Source organism: Gardnerella piotii (assembly GCF_049815665.1).
In the GTDB taxonomy this organism is placed as follows: domain Bacteria; phylum Actinomycetota; class Actinomycetes; order Actinomycetales; family Bifidobacteriaceae; genus Bifidobacterium; species Bifidobacterium piotii.
Map to the genome: position 1 here is coordinate 437286 of NZ_CP187450.1, position 13654 is coordinate 450939.

5 protein-coding genes are annotated in these 13654 nt (G+C 44.1%); 4 read left to right on the forward strand and 1 reads right to left on the reverse strand.

Translation table 11 applies throughout. The annotated features are described in order from the left end of the window. Positions 1–288 precede the first annotated feature (288 nt). Entirely contained in the window at positions 289–9186 is an 8898-nt protein-coding gene (locus ACPEIW_RS01895; RefSeq protein ID WP_425664044.1) for a Rib/alpha-like domain-containing protein, read from the reverse strand. A gap of 461 nt (positions 9187–9647) precedes the next feature. On the opposite strand from ACPEIW_RS01895, the gene ACPEIW_RS01900 reads away from it, so the two are divergent. From ACPEIW_RS01900 to ACPEIW_RS01915, 4 genes are all read left to right on the forward strand, one after another. Next, a complete protein-coding gene (locus tag ACPEIW_RS01900; RefSeq protein ID WP_004574723.1) occupies positions 9648–9941 on the forward strand; it encodes an ACT domain-containing protein in 294 nt (97 codons plus the stop codon). 19 nt (positions 9942–9960) lie between these two features. Continuing rightward, a complete protein-coding gene (locus ACPEIW_RS01905; protein ID WP_425664046.1) occupies positions 9961–11325 on the forward strand; it encodes a PFL family protein in 1365 nt (454 codons plus the stop codon). A 98-nt stretch (positions 11326–11423) separates the two neighbouring features. Then, entirely contained in the window at positions 11424–12446 is a 1023-nt protein-coding gene (locus tag ACPEIW_RS01910; RefSeq protein ID WP_425664048.1) for a ribokinase, read from the forward strand. Positions 12447–12513: 67 nt separating this feature from the next. Next, positions 12514–13530, forward strand: a complete 1017-nt coding sequence (locus ACPEIW_RS01915) for a ribose-phosphate diphosphokinase (RefSeq protein ID WP_004131821.1) — start codon at positions 12514–12516, stop codon at positions 13528–13530. The last annotated feature ends 124 nt before the right edge of the window (positions 13531–13654 follow it).

A 13654-nucleotide genomic window follows, 5' to 3' on the forward strand; every position in this document is an offset into this window, starting at 1 on the left:
TTCGCGGTATTTTACCGCGTTTTTTTTTACTCATTGACGTTAGCGCGCTTAGGCTGCGCGAACGACACGATCTGTTTTCCGCTTTTTGTACCATTTTTAGGTCAAATATGGTACAAAATGCGGAAGTTTTTTCCGGGTTTTGTACGTAATTTAGGTGGAATATGGTACAAAGTGCGGAAATATCGTTCGCGCAGGTTAGCTGCAGAATTCAAAAAAGCGGGTAAGAAAAGGCCCAGAGCAATCGCTCCGGGCCTTTTCTTGCGGTTTATAGTGCTGCTTTAGCGCGTGCTAGCTATTGCGCTTCTTGCGGCGAGATACAGCCCTTCCTGCAGCACCCATGCCAGCAAGCATCGCAGATGCAAGAGCGCTTAATGCAACACCAACGCCAGTATTGCCTAGAGCACCTTTATCTCGTCTAGATTCACTATTAGATTCACTATTGCGAGATTGGTTTCCATGATTATTGCTGCCATTGTGGCTGCTAGCATCATTTTTGTTGCCATTATTCTTTGCATTGTTTGCGTTGTTTGCATTATTGGCGTGGCTTCCGCTATCGTGGCTTCCGCTATCGCCACTACCGCCGTTGCTATCGTCATCGCTTCCGCTTCCGCTATCGCCACTACCACCGTCTCCAGGCTGCGCAATCGTGCCTGTAACAGTACTAGACGAGCCTTCAGCAGTGTTATCAGTGCTATTCTTTGCAAAAGCGGTGATTGTGCTTCCGTCTTTAACTTTTGCAGCTGGAATCGTAACAACGCCAGTATTTGGATCAACAGTTACGCCGTTAGGAGCAGTGCCGTCAATCTTCCACACACGCATATCGCCCTCGGCGATAACGGTGATTGTAACAGTTTGCGGCGTGCTTCCGTCGCCTTCAGGCGTATACGTAATAACAACCTTATCTATGCGCGTATCCGTAAGATTTGGTGTTATTGTGGCGCTTCCGTCTGCAGGAGTGTCTATGCGTGGAACGGCAATATCTCCGCCAACAGTTACTTCAACAGTGTTTCCAGTCTTAGCAAAATCACCTGTGCCTTTTGTAGGCGTAAGGTTTACAATCGAGCCAGGCGTTTGCTTAGGAATTTCGATTCTAAACTTGCCGTCCCCGTCTGCAACACCTGTTCCGATTTGCTTGCCATTGTTATCGGTAACAGTAATAGTTGCGCCTGGAATATCGGTTTTACCAGTAATCACTTGTTTTTCGTGATTGCCACTATCGCCGCTTCCGCCACCATTTGGAGCGTCTGCTATAGACTGTTCGGTAATCTGCGGAGTCTTAAAGCCAGTTGTTTTCTCCGCTTTATCCGAAGAGTGGTCATCCTTATCCTTAGCAACAGCAGTAATCGTGCTGCCGTCCTCCAAGTCTTTTGCTGGAATCGTAACTTTGCCGGTAGCTTCATCAACCTCTACGCCGCTAGGATAAGGGCCGTCAATCTTCCACTTGCCGTCGGTATCATCTTTCTTAACAACAATCGTGCGAACTGGCTGCTCTGGGCCGTTAAGCGGATTTGGCTTAGCTGTAATCACAATCGTAACAACTTTTGCGCTGTCATCTTTTGTAGGCGTTACTATTACTTTTCCGTCTGTTGCTTTTCCGCTTTCACTTTCCGAAGGAACGGTGATTGTAGGAGCTTTTGGCTTTGCAATAACTGTTACCTCTGCTGGAGTGCCAGACTTGTTGTCCTTGCTTGGAACAAGCTTGAGCGTTGTGCCAGGAATTTGCTTAGGAACATCAACTGTAAAGTTGCCACCTTTATCTACAGTGACAGTTATTTCTTTATTTTCATCCTTCAAAGCATTGCCGCTATTGTCTTGAACCGTAATAGTGGCTCCAGGAGTGCCCTTACCAGTAATAGTGGTCTTATTAGGCTTATCTGGCGTATTCTTTGCGCTACTATCGTTGATAAATGGCTTGTCTTTATCAACAACGTTTACTTTTACTGTTACATTCACAGGAGTTGTAATATCTGGAATATTTACAACAACAGTTCCAGTTTGTTTACCAGTCTTAGACGTATCTGGCTTGCCAGTTTCCTTGCCGTCGCCGTCTTTCTTCCACTCGAACTTAGTGCCTTCTGGGAAGTCACCATTGTTGTCAATCATGTCTTTTGGCTCAGGCACATTGCCATTTTGTGGCACGTTCACCGTCTTGCCTTTTGGATTTGGCACAACAAGCACGTTTACAGGCACATCTACAGGAGTCATTCCTGGAACCGTAATAGTCACAACGCTTGGCTGGTTGCCAACGTGTGACGTGTCTGGCTTCTTCTTCCAAGAAACCTCAGCATTCTTAGGCAAATCGCTATTATTCTTAATAACTTCCTGTGGCTTAGGAGTGTTGTCCTTGCCGTCAGTATTTTGCAGCACGGTTACGTCTTTTCCTTCAGGAGATGCTGTAACAGTAATTTTTACAGGCACTTCTTGAGGCTCTTGCCCTGGAATCTTTACAATCACAGTGCCAGTAGTATCTCCTGGCTTGTCGGTCTTTGGAGCAGCACCTTTCTTCCACTCAAAGGTGGTTCCCTTAGGTAACTTATCGTTGTCTTTAATGCTGTTCTTAGGATCTGGATCGCTGTTCTGAATAACGGTGGTGTCCTGCGCTATAGGCGCAGGGTTTACGTTCACAGGAACTGTGGCTTCCACTGGATCTTTCACACCTGGGATATGAATGAGCACAGTTCCAGTAGTGGTGACTGGCTTGTCGGTCTTTGGCCCGCCATCCTTCCAGTCGAAGGTGGTTCCCTTAGGGAACTTATCTTTATTAGCAATACCCTTCGATGCGTCTGGAAGTTTGTCGCCAACCTTCACGTTAACAACATTCGTTTCTGGATTTGGCGTAACGTTTACTGTTACAGGCACCTCTACAGGGGATTGACCTGGAATCGTAACAATAATCTTGCCATTCTTTGTGCCCGGATTATTGGTGACTGGTTTATCTTCAGCCTTCCAATCGAACTTAGTGTTATCAGGATACTTGTTTCCGTCTCCACTTGTGTTATTAATAACATCCTTAGCGTCTGGCAAATTCGTGCCCTGTGGCACGTTGACTTCAGATGCACTTGGGTCAACCACGTTAACAGTTACGTCAACTTCTTGAGGAGTATCAGACCCAGGAATAGTAATCTTTACTTTGCCTGTTATGTCGTTGCCTTCCGTGTTCGTGTCTGGTTTTTCGGTCCACTCGAACTGTGTGCCATCAGGGAACTTATCCTTATTAGCAATGCTGTCTTCTGGCTTAGGTTCCACGCCCTTTGGCACAGTCATGCCAGTTTTCGCTTGTGGCTTTGGAGCATTAATAGTTACAGGCACGTTGATAACAGTTGTTGATCCATCATCCGGATACGTAACTGTTACAGGCACCTCAAACTTGCCAGCCTTATCTCCAGTAGGAATCTTCTTAGCATCTTCCTTGCTAATAGAGTAAGTTGGCTTATCTTTTTCGTCATCTGGCCAAGTAGGAACGCTTACTTTGCCGATAATTTCTTCATCCGAAGGCTTTTCGCCATTCTTCTTGGTAATGCTATCTGCCTTAGGTGGGTAAAGTTCAGACTGCTTGTTGCTAATAGTTACTGGAACTTCAACAGTGTCAGTCGTGTCATCTGGGTAGGTGACTTTAACTTCAACAGGGTAGTTTCCAGGAGTCTTGCCGTCTGGAATATCGTCATCTTTGCTGGTAATGGTGACTGTTGGCTGTTTCTTTGAATCTTTTGGCCAATCAACAGTTACAGCCTTCTTAACAGCTTCCTTGGTCTTTTCTTTATCAGTGCCATACGGCTTAACAACAGGTGTTACCTTCGGCTCGAAAGTATCCGACTGCTTGTTTTTAATAGTCACATAAACAGTAACTTCTTTTGTTGATGTGTCTGGATAAGTCACCTTAACGTTAACAGGTTTCGTGCCAGGTTCAGTGCCGTCTGGGATTGTTTTCTCATCAACAATCTCAAAAGTCAACTCATTCTTTTTGTCTTCTGGCCAATCAACATTCACAGCATTCTTGATAGCTTCCTTGGTCTTTTCTTTACTAGTGCCATACGGCTCCTCAACAGGATCAGCGCTTGGAGGGTACTCGTCTTTATTCCAATCCTTAACAATTACAGGTACTTGCACAGTTGTGGACGTTTTGTCTTTATATGTGATTGTAACAGGAACGTTAGTTGTGCCAGTCTTATCTGTAGTTGGAATCTTACCCGTATCTACAGTAATGGTTGGCTGACCCTCACTGCTGCTAACACCAGTATTAACTTTATCTCTGATTTGTTTCTCGGTTGGCTGAGCCTCATTTTTATGTAACTCTATAGGCGTTGCAGAAGCCTTATGAGTAACGTTATCTGGATCGCCAACTGTTACAGGAACTTCCACGTGATCCGTTGAGCCGTCTGGGTAGGTAACAGTAACCTTAACGTTGACGGTTCCAGGAGTAGTAGTGTTGATAGGTATTTGACCATCGTCAACTGTAATTTTTGTATCAGTTGGTGGTTTGTTGTTATCGTCAAACTTGACTTTAGCAATGATGTCAGCTTTAGAAGGGCCATTTTCGCCATACTTCTTAGTGATTACGCCGTCAACCTTTGGCGTATGAGTTTCACTCTGAGGCTTTCCTACAGTAACCTTTACCGTTGCATGACTCTTAGAGCCATCCTTATATGTAATGGTTACAGGAATATTGAAATCGCCAGGCTGAGTGCCATCTGGAACAGTCTTATCATCGTCAATAGCAATACTTGCGATGTCGCCTGGAAGAGAAGTGAGTTCCTTAGTGCCTTGCTTTAGCTTAATGCCATTACCAGTGCCAACGCCCTTAATCTTTTTGGATATGTCATCTTTAGGCGTTTTGTAGTCAACCTTAATTGTTTGACCTTCTGGCGTATAAGTTTCGCTTTGTGGATCCAAAACTTTAACAGTTACTGTTGCAACGTCACTAGAGCCATCCGAATACTTAACATTAACTTGAACTTTGCTTTCGCCAGGCTTATCGGTGTTTGGAACGGAACTGTTGTCTACGATAGTTACCGTTGGCGGTGTGGCTGGTTGCTTGTTACCATTCCACTTCAAGCCATTGCCATCGTCAAACGACGTGATTTTCGTTGCAAGATCCTCCGTGGAGTGCCAAGGAACAGTAACCGTATTGCCTTGTGGGTCGTATGTTTTTGCAGCAGAACCAATCTTTACTGGTACGTCTACGACTGTAGTAGATCCATCTGGATATTTAACAGTTACAGGAACAGTATGCATACCAGTAGCAGTGCTTTCTGGAAGTGGCTTAGTTACTGTGAATGTTGGTGTAATCTTTGGATCTTTAGAATCTTTATTAGTTATAGTAATAGCATTAATTATATCTTGCTCAGATATATTATCGCCATAATTTTTATCGACTTGCTTGGCAGTAGCAGTATGCTCCTCGGCATCCGTGTATACGGAAATCTGAACCTTAAGCTTAGACTTGTTGCCAGCTTCGTCTGTAACAACAAGCTCACGAGACCACTTGTTATCGGACGAATTAGTTATCCTAGCATCTCGCTGTGCAGTGCCTGTAATAGTAATTTTTGCAGGCTTTTCCGCAGAATTATTATCTTTATCAGTGATGCTAATCTTACTGCCAGTTATTTCTTCAGGCATACTAAGTGTTGCACTCTTGATCTTGCCGCTGTTGTCATAAGCGTTGATATCAATGTTGAACTGTTTGCCGTTATGTACCTTAAATTGGTAGTACTCAGCTTGTTCAGTATCTGCTTTCTTTGCCTTGTTGGTATTAGGAGTGACAATAACAGGCGCGATATTGTCCTTAACGGTAACAGTTGTCTTTACTTTCTTAGTGGATCCGTCTGGGAACGTTATGAGGACTTCAGGCTCTGTCTGTTTGCCAGGCTTATTCCAATCTGGTTCCGTAGCCCAAGAGTAGGTAGCGTCGCTAGGGAGTTTCTTTAGATCAGTTGCATTAATGCCGCTCTTAGGATCTGGATGCTTGGTGCCGTCGCTCATGTTGTACGTAACAGGCGTGTCTGCGATTTTGCTATACTTATCTGCCTGAGTCTTAACAACAAACTTCACAGTTACTTCATTAGTATTACCAGAAGGGTCTACAGCTTTTAAGGTACGCGTATACGTTCTAGGCTCAATGTTGAGCGGAGTAGTACCATCAAGCGTTAAAGTCTTAGGTGCTTGATCTGTGCCAGTTCCAGTAGGATCTTTTTCTTTCTCTCCTGGAGTTTTAGGCGTTAAAGTAAGAGTTGTAACTTCTCCGCTGTTGTCGGTTGCAGTAATCTTAATATCGTTCTTATCACCGCGATATGTAGTAATAGTTGCTATTTGAGTAGATATTTTTCCTCCAGATTCAGATTCAGTTTTAATATCAATACCTTTATAGCTATTGCCATCTTTTTGCTTAATCGTAACTTTAGGCTCTTTACGATCCTTAACAGTTACCTTAACGTCAACAGTTTCAACGCGTGGATTCTTTGGGTCTTTAGTAGGAATAGTTACAATAACTTTTCCATCCTTTTCATTGCCAACAGTGGAGGTGTCTGGAGTGCCGCCAGTTTCATTGCTCCATTTGAAGGTTGCACCTGCTTTTTCAAGCTTTCTTCCGTTGGCAATAGCTTTCTTTGCATCTTTTGCGTCTAGCTGGTGATGTAAGTCAACAGTAATATTTCTTGACTTAATGTCTTCTTTCTTCTTAACTGTTACCTTTACAGTTTTTTCTACTTTGTTACCAGCAGCATCAGTAACTGAGAACTTAAGTTCGTGTTCTCCAATTTCGCTTTCTTTCATGCCGAGTATTGTAATTTTTACTTTGCGATCTTTAGGATTATCTTGTGTTCCTTGGTAATCAATCTGCAAACGTGAAAAATCACCATTTACAAGTTTCGCTAGTGGAGCTGCAATATTGAAGTCGTCAATCTTTACATCATCTGTTGCTGTAAGGTTGATAGTTAAATCTTTGCCAACTTCGACTTCAACCTTGGTTTTATTGGCAGTAAGTGTTGGTTTTTGATCGTCTTTACTAGCGTTCTTAGGCTTGCTTTCTTCAGAGCTTACGGAATCTGCAGTAGTAGTTACGGCAGTAATCTTTCCTTCAGGAATGCCGTCTTTAACTGTAATCGTAACTTTGCCATCAGCTCCAACGGTTCCCGTGCCGATAGCTTTTCCGCTTTTATCCTTAAGTGTTACAGTGCTTCCAACTGCACCAGAGCCAGCATCAACTACAACTTCCTTGCCGTTTACTCCTGCAACACCAGTCAAATCAGTCTCAATTTTAGGCTGCTTAGGCTTAACAATAAAAGTGACTTTTTCTTCCGCAGTACTGCCGTCGTTAAACGTGACTTTAGCAGTGTACTCTCTCTTTCCTGCAACATCTGTGGAAGGCTCGTTGTCAACCCACTCTGCGCTCTTGATGTTCTTCTTAGTGGCGTCGTCAAGCTTGCCAAGATATTGCTTAGCGTCAACCTTGTTGGTGCCATTTATCTTTTTAAGATCTTCGCCAACAGTAGCATTAACGGTATTTCCATTAAGCTTATGTTGCAAAGAAAGTGGTTTTTTAATGTTTACAGGAATCGTAACAACGTGATACGAGTTATCTGAGTATACAACTTTTGCAGATGCGCTTGCGGGAAGAGTTTCCCTTCCGTTAAAGTATTCTTTAGGGATTTCGGTTGAAGGGAATGGATTAAAGACGATTTTTCCGCCGTTTACATTGGTTATTTTATTAGCGAAATCAGCTTCAGTAAGCTTATGACCCCAATTAACAGTAATTGGGGTAGTGGTTGGCTTCTTGTACTGTTGATTGAGATTTTTAAGATGTATTGTGACTTTCTTTTCTGCTTTGTTTCCAGAAGCGTCGGTTGCAGAAACAGTAATCGTGTAGTCGGATTTTACTGGATTGCCACTTTTATCTTTGTGTATAAATGTAGTCCTATTAATAACTTTTGTATGAGGATTGCTTTCGCTAGCATCAATACCATTATCATCTTTCTCATTAACATCGCCATTTTTAGCAAAGTCTGGGAATCCTTTTACAGAGAACTTCGTCACCTTTCCGCTGTCATCTGATGTGCCGAAAGTAATCTTTGGTGACTCACCCTGATACACGTCAATGCTGTTGTTGGAATCGCTAATTTCTTTGTCATTAAAATACAGCTTTGGAGGGATTTTATCGCTTTTTGTGCGCTTAAGATCTGGTTCAGTCCAGCGCTCGCGACCAGAAATAAATGTGTATGCTGAGTTAGTATTTTTACCATAAGTACTTGTATTTGCCCATGTATAAGCATCTTGAATCTCGTCAAGAGTGACTCCTGGACGTAACTTTACTTTGCAATGCATGTGCACTGCATAGTTGGCGTTTGTAGTTCTTAAGCCGATGCCGTAGCTCTTGCCGCTATATACGCCTTTCAATGTTGTAGCATTGCTAATGACGCCGTCGCCTGCATTATTGTGGAAAGTATTACTCAAATCTTGCTTGTTGCTATTTCCTCCTCTTATGCCGAAGGTTGGTTTGTAAATAGAATTTCCAAGGTGCTGGTCATCTTGCAATGGGTCATTAAGATTTTTTGATTGGCTATCTTCTTTAGTGAATAATGAAAAATCGCGTGAAAGAACAGCGTTTGTCATTTGTGAACTAGAGTTATTTCGTTTATAAAAATTAAAGCTTAAATCACTTAATGTGTCTGACTTGTAAAAGCCGTTATTATCCAAGTCAGCAACTGCAAAAGGAATTTGCCAAACATACTGCTGTTGTTTTGATGCTTTAAGCATGGACTTGCCGTCGTTGTTAAAGAACACGTCGAAGACTAGGTACTGGTCGTTTCCGTTCTTTTTAAGATGTGCATACATATCCGATTTCTTGGTGGTGTTATCGTAATCACCCAAACCGTCTGCTTCTATTTTGCCAGGTTTGCCATTGCTGTTAACAAAACGATACCTTTGGAACTCAAGAATATTCGGCGTATGTAGCCATGGAGTGGTGTTTGCATCACGCACTTGATCCGCAAAAGCCGCTGTAGTTGGAGGAAGAAGAATATTAGAGGATGCGAGGATTGGCTGACCGCCCAAGCAGGTGGCTGCAGTAAGAACCGTTGTAAGTGCGCTAAGTGACAGTTTGCGCGCGGTTGATGCACTAAAATTGGCGCTTACATTTGCAAATGAGCGATACTCTTGATTGCGAGCGTGCTTTTTGCGAGTGTTCTTTACCATAATAATCCCCATTCTTTTTGTGTTCTTCTTTTATTCGGCCGCTTTGTGGAGCATGCGATGCATTGCGATTGCTAATGTGTGCTTAACATGTATGCATTCAAGCTTTGCTCAATTACATGAACAGATAAATATTCATCAATTCAAGATATTATATCGTATTTTTGTTTTTTGAGTGAAATTTTTTAAGCGTGACGTTGACTACAAGTGTAAAATTTACTGATGGGGGGGGGGGGTATTTGATGCATATTATGTTGATATAACAATATATGGAGGATTTTATTATAAATTTTTAACCTTTTATGAAAATTTATTCAGATGCTACTTTGGCGTGTTGCACAACTAGGCGATTATACGCGGCGGGCAATAGTATAAATAAGGAGCAAAACGCGCGCGAATGGCACATAAAATAGATAGAATAGCTGTTGCGCAGCAAAAATCACATATAGCCAATAGGAGTGATTATGAACACCACTAATAATGATGAAAACAAAGCCGTAATCACCGTAGTGGGCAAAGATGCTGTAGGAATCATAGCAAAAGTTACGACTCATTTAGCAAATAGCAAGGCGAATATTTTAGATATATCTCAAACAATCGTCAACGGATTCTTTAACATGATGATGATTGTAGACGTAAACGAAATAAGCGTAGAATTTGGCGAGCTGTCCGAAGAGTTGTCAAAGCTGGGCGAAGGAATTGGCGTTAGTATACACTGCCAGCGCGCGGAAATCTTTACAAACATGCACAGAATCTAGGGATTAGTAGGAGAAGCCCATGCTAAACATTATGGAAGTGAGCGAAACAAACTCCATGATCGAGCAAGAAAAGCTCGACGTTAGAACCATAACAATGGGAATAAATCTGCTAGACTGCGCAGACGCAAGCGTGCAAAAAGTGTGCGAAAACGTGTACAACAAGATTACGCGCCTTGCAAAAGATTTAGTCAGCACGGGATGCGCGATTGAGCGCGACTACGGAATCCCGATTGTAAACAAGCGCATAACCGTAACGCCAATAAGCCTAGTTGGAGCAGCAGCGTGCAAAAGCCCAGACGACTTTGTGCAAATTGCGCACGCGCTAGATAAGGCTGCCAAAAAAGTTGGAGTAGATTTGATTGGCGGCTACTCCGCTCTGCCTGCAAAATCCATGACAGCTGCCGATCGCATGCTTATAGAGTCGCTGCCAAAAGCCTTGAGCGAGACGGATATTGTGTGCTCGAGCGCAAACGTGGGGTCTACGCGAACTGGAATTGATATGGATTGCGTTCAGCTGCTTGGGCGAGTAGTCAAGCAAATCGCGCGCGCGACTGCAGACCGCGACTCGTACGGATGCGTAAAGTTTGTGGCATTTTGCAACGCTCCAGACGATAACCCGTTTATGGCTGGCGGATTCCACGGTGTAACTGAGGGAGACGCTGTAATAAACGTTGGCGTATCGGGGCCAGGCGTGGTTTCGCGCGCGCTAGACGAGGCGCGTGGCAAGGATTTTGCGTTCTTGTGCGAGACGATTAAGCGCACAGCTTTTAAGATTACGCGAGTCGGCCAGTTGGTTGCGCAAGAGGCATCTAGAAGGCTTGGTGTGCCGTTTGGAATAATCGACTTGTCGCTTGCGCCAACGCCAGCCGTGGGAGATTCCGTAGGTGAAGTCCTAGAGAAAATCGGACTTTCTACTGTTGGCGCTTCTGGCACAACAGCCGCTCTTGCAATGCTTAACGATCAAGTTAAAAAGGGCGGAATAATGGCCAGCAGCTACGTTGGTGGTCTTTCTGGCGCGTTTATACCTGTTTCGGAAGACGCAAACATGATTGCGGCCGCAAAGTCGGGATGCCTTAGAATAGAAAAGCTAGAAGCAATGACGTGCGTATGTTCGGTAGGCCTAGATATGATTGCGATTCCTGGAAGCACAACTGCTGCAACAATATCTGGAATGATTGCGGATGAGGCAGCAATTGGCATGATAAATCAAAAAACAACTGCTGTGCGCATAATACCTGTGGAAGGCAAAAGCGTTGGGCAAATGGCCAACTTTGGCGGTTTAATGGGGTACGCTCCGATTATGCCAGTAAATACCGAAAGCTGCGAGGAGTTTGTTTCGCGCGGCGGAAGAATTCCAGCGCCTGTGCATAGCTTTAAGAATTAGGCGAGTTAATCGTAAGTTAAATTGTGATTTGATTGCGGCTTGAATTAATACTTAATCACGCTTAAATCACGAATTAATGGAATTTTACGAAAGGATTTATGATGGAAAAGACTACGCCACTAAGCGGCGAAATGCTTGCTAGCGCGCTAAAAAAGATAGGCGAATCAAGCAATCGCGTTGCTGTAGTAGGCTCCATGAACGCAGACTACACAATAGTCGCAGATCGTCTCCCAAATCCTGGGGAAACTGTAAACGGAAGTGATTTGCGCGTTCTTCCAGGCGGAAAATCGGGGAATCAGGCCGTTTCTGCAGCAAAAATAGGTGCAAACGTGCAAATGTTTGGAGCGGTAGGCAGCGACGAAAATGCAAAATTCCTATTAAACACGCTAGAATCTGCAGGAGTAGACACGTCTAGAATTTTGCGTGTAGAAGGCGTAAAAAGTGGCGCAACAGTAATAACAGTAGACGCAAAAGGCGGCGAAAACACAATCGTTTACGCTCCAGGGTCTAATGCAAAAGTGAGCGTTGAATACATTAGCCAAAACGATGTTAAGCAAGCAATTTGCGGCGCAAGCGTTTTAGGATTATGCCTAGAAAGCCCAATGGAAACCGTAACGGCGGCGGCAAAAATTGCGCGTGCGGCTGGCGTAAAAGTTTTGCTAAATAATTCGCCTTTTGTAAGCGAGCTGCCACGCGAATTGATTGAAAACGCAAGCATACTTCTTGTAAACGAGCACGAGATGGCGCAATTGCTTAAAATTAGCGAGCCAGAAGACGGAAATTGGGATGATTTTGACTGGCACGATGCTGCGCGCATTATGCACGAGTATGGTTTTGATGAGGCAGTTGTAACGCTTGGTGCAGAAGGCTCGGTTGTTTTAGACTATGCTGCGCAAGATGACAAGAAGGCTGTGCGCATTTGCCCTCAGCGTGTTAAAGCAGTAGATACAACGGGTTGCGGAGACGCGTTTATGGGAACTGTTTTAGCAGGACTTGCAGCTGGATTTAGTCTGGAGCAAAGCGCGCAAGTTGCAACTTACGTTTCGGCGTATGCAGCAATGGGATTTGGAGCGCAAAGCTCGTATGGAAGTGCGCAGCAGGTTGTTCGCGCATTTGAGTAGTGGCGTTGTATGCTGCTAGACTAGTCGCGTATGCGTTTTTACTGATTTTGCAAACGGGAAGGCAAATATGTCAACAATTCTTGAAGGCACTCCAAAAAAGCAAATGATGCTTGTAACGGGTAGAGCGTATCCACAACTTGCGGAAGAAACCGCCAACTACCTTGGAATAGACGTGCTGGAAACAACTGCCTACGATTTTGCAAACGGGGAGATGTATGTGCGTTTTACGCAGCCAGTTAGAGGCGCAGACGTTTTTGTTTTGCAAGCGCACACCGATCCAATCAACAATTGGATTATGGAACAGCTGCTTATGGTGGATTCTTTAAGGCGAGCATCCGCGCGTAGCATAAACGTTGTTGCGCCTTTCTTTGGGTATTCGCGTCAAGACAAAAAGCATCAAGGCCGCGAGCCAATTACAGCGCGACTTATGTTTGACTTATTCCGTTCCGCTGGAGCTACTCGTATTTTGACTGTAGACATGCATGCGGCTCAAGAGCAGGGATTCTTCGACGGGCCTGTGGACCACTTAACGGCTATGCCAGTGCTTATTGACTACGTTCGCAACACAATGAGCCTAGAAAACACTACGATTGTTTCTCCAGACGCAGGGCGAATCAAGGTTTCGGAGCAATGGGCTGCAAAGCTTGGCGGATTGCCATTAGCGTTTATTCACAAAACGCGCGATATAACAAGACCAAATCACGCGGAAGCGCATGGAATTATTGGAGACATTCAAGGCCGCGATTGCATTGTTGTAGACGATATGATCGATACGGCTGGCACGATTTGCGAAGCTGTGCGCACTCTTAAAGGAGCGGGCGCTAAATCCGTTACTTTGGTTGCAACTCACGCGCTGCTTTCGGGGCCTGCAGTAGAGCGACTTAAGAATTGCGGCGCGCGCGAAATCATTTTAACGGATACAGTTCCTGTTCCCGAAGAAAAGCGCTTAGAAAATATGACGGTTCTTTCGATTGCGCCTCTTTTGGCTGCTGGAATTAGGTCTGTGTTTAGGTCCGGGTCGCTTGTTTCGCTTAGAAACGCGCTTCCAGAAGACATGAAGCACAGGAATATTTACGCTCATTAGTGTGGTTGATTAGCTGCGCGGCGGTGAGTCGCAAGCATGATGTAGACTTAGTAGGTTGTTCGTAAAATTAAATATGCAAAAAATTATTGCGTAATAATAGCGTAATAAATTGTGTAATAACTTG

Bases quoted from the DNA above. Each gene is read 5' to 3' on its own strand.
- ACPEIW_RS01915 (WP_004131821.1), top strand. From the start codon at position 12,514: ATGTCAACAATTCTTGAAGGCACTCCAAAAAAGCAAATGATGCTTGTA.
- ACPEIW_RS01895 (WP_425664044.1), bottom strand. From the start codon at position 9,186: ATGGTAAAGAACACTCGCAAAAAGCACGCTCGCAATCAAGAGTATCGC.
- ACPEIW_RS01905 (WP_425664046.1), top strand. From the start codon at position 9,961: ATGCTAAACATTATGGAAGTGAGCGAAACAAACTCCATGATCGAGCAA.
- ACPEIW_RS01910 (WP_425664048.1), top strand. From the start codon at position 11,424: ATGATGGAAAAGACTACGCCACTAAGCGGCGAAATGCTTGCTAGCGCG.
- ACPEIW_RS01900 (WP_004574723.1), top strand. From the start codon at position 9,648: ATGAACACCACTAATAATGATGAAAACAAAGCCGTAATCACCGTAGTG.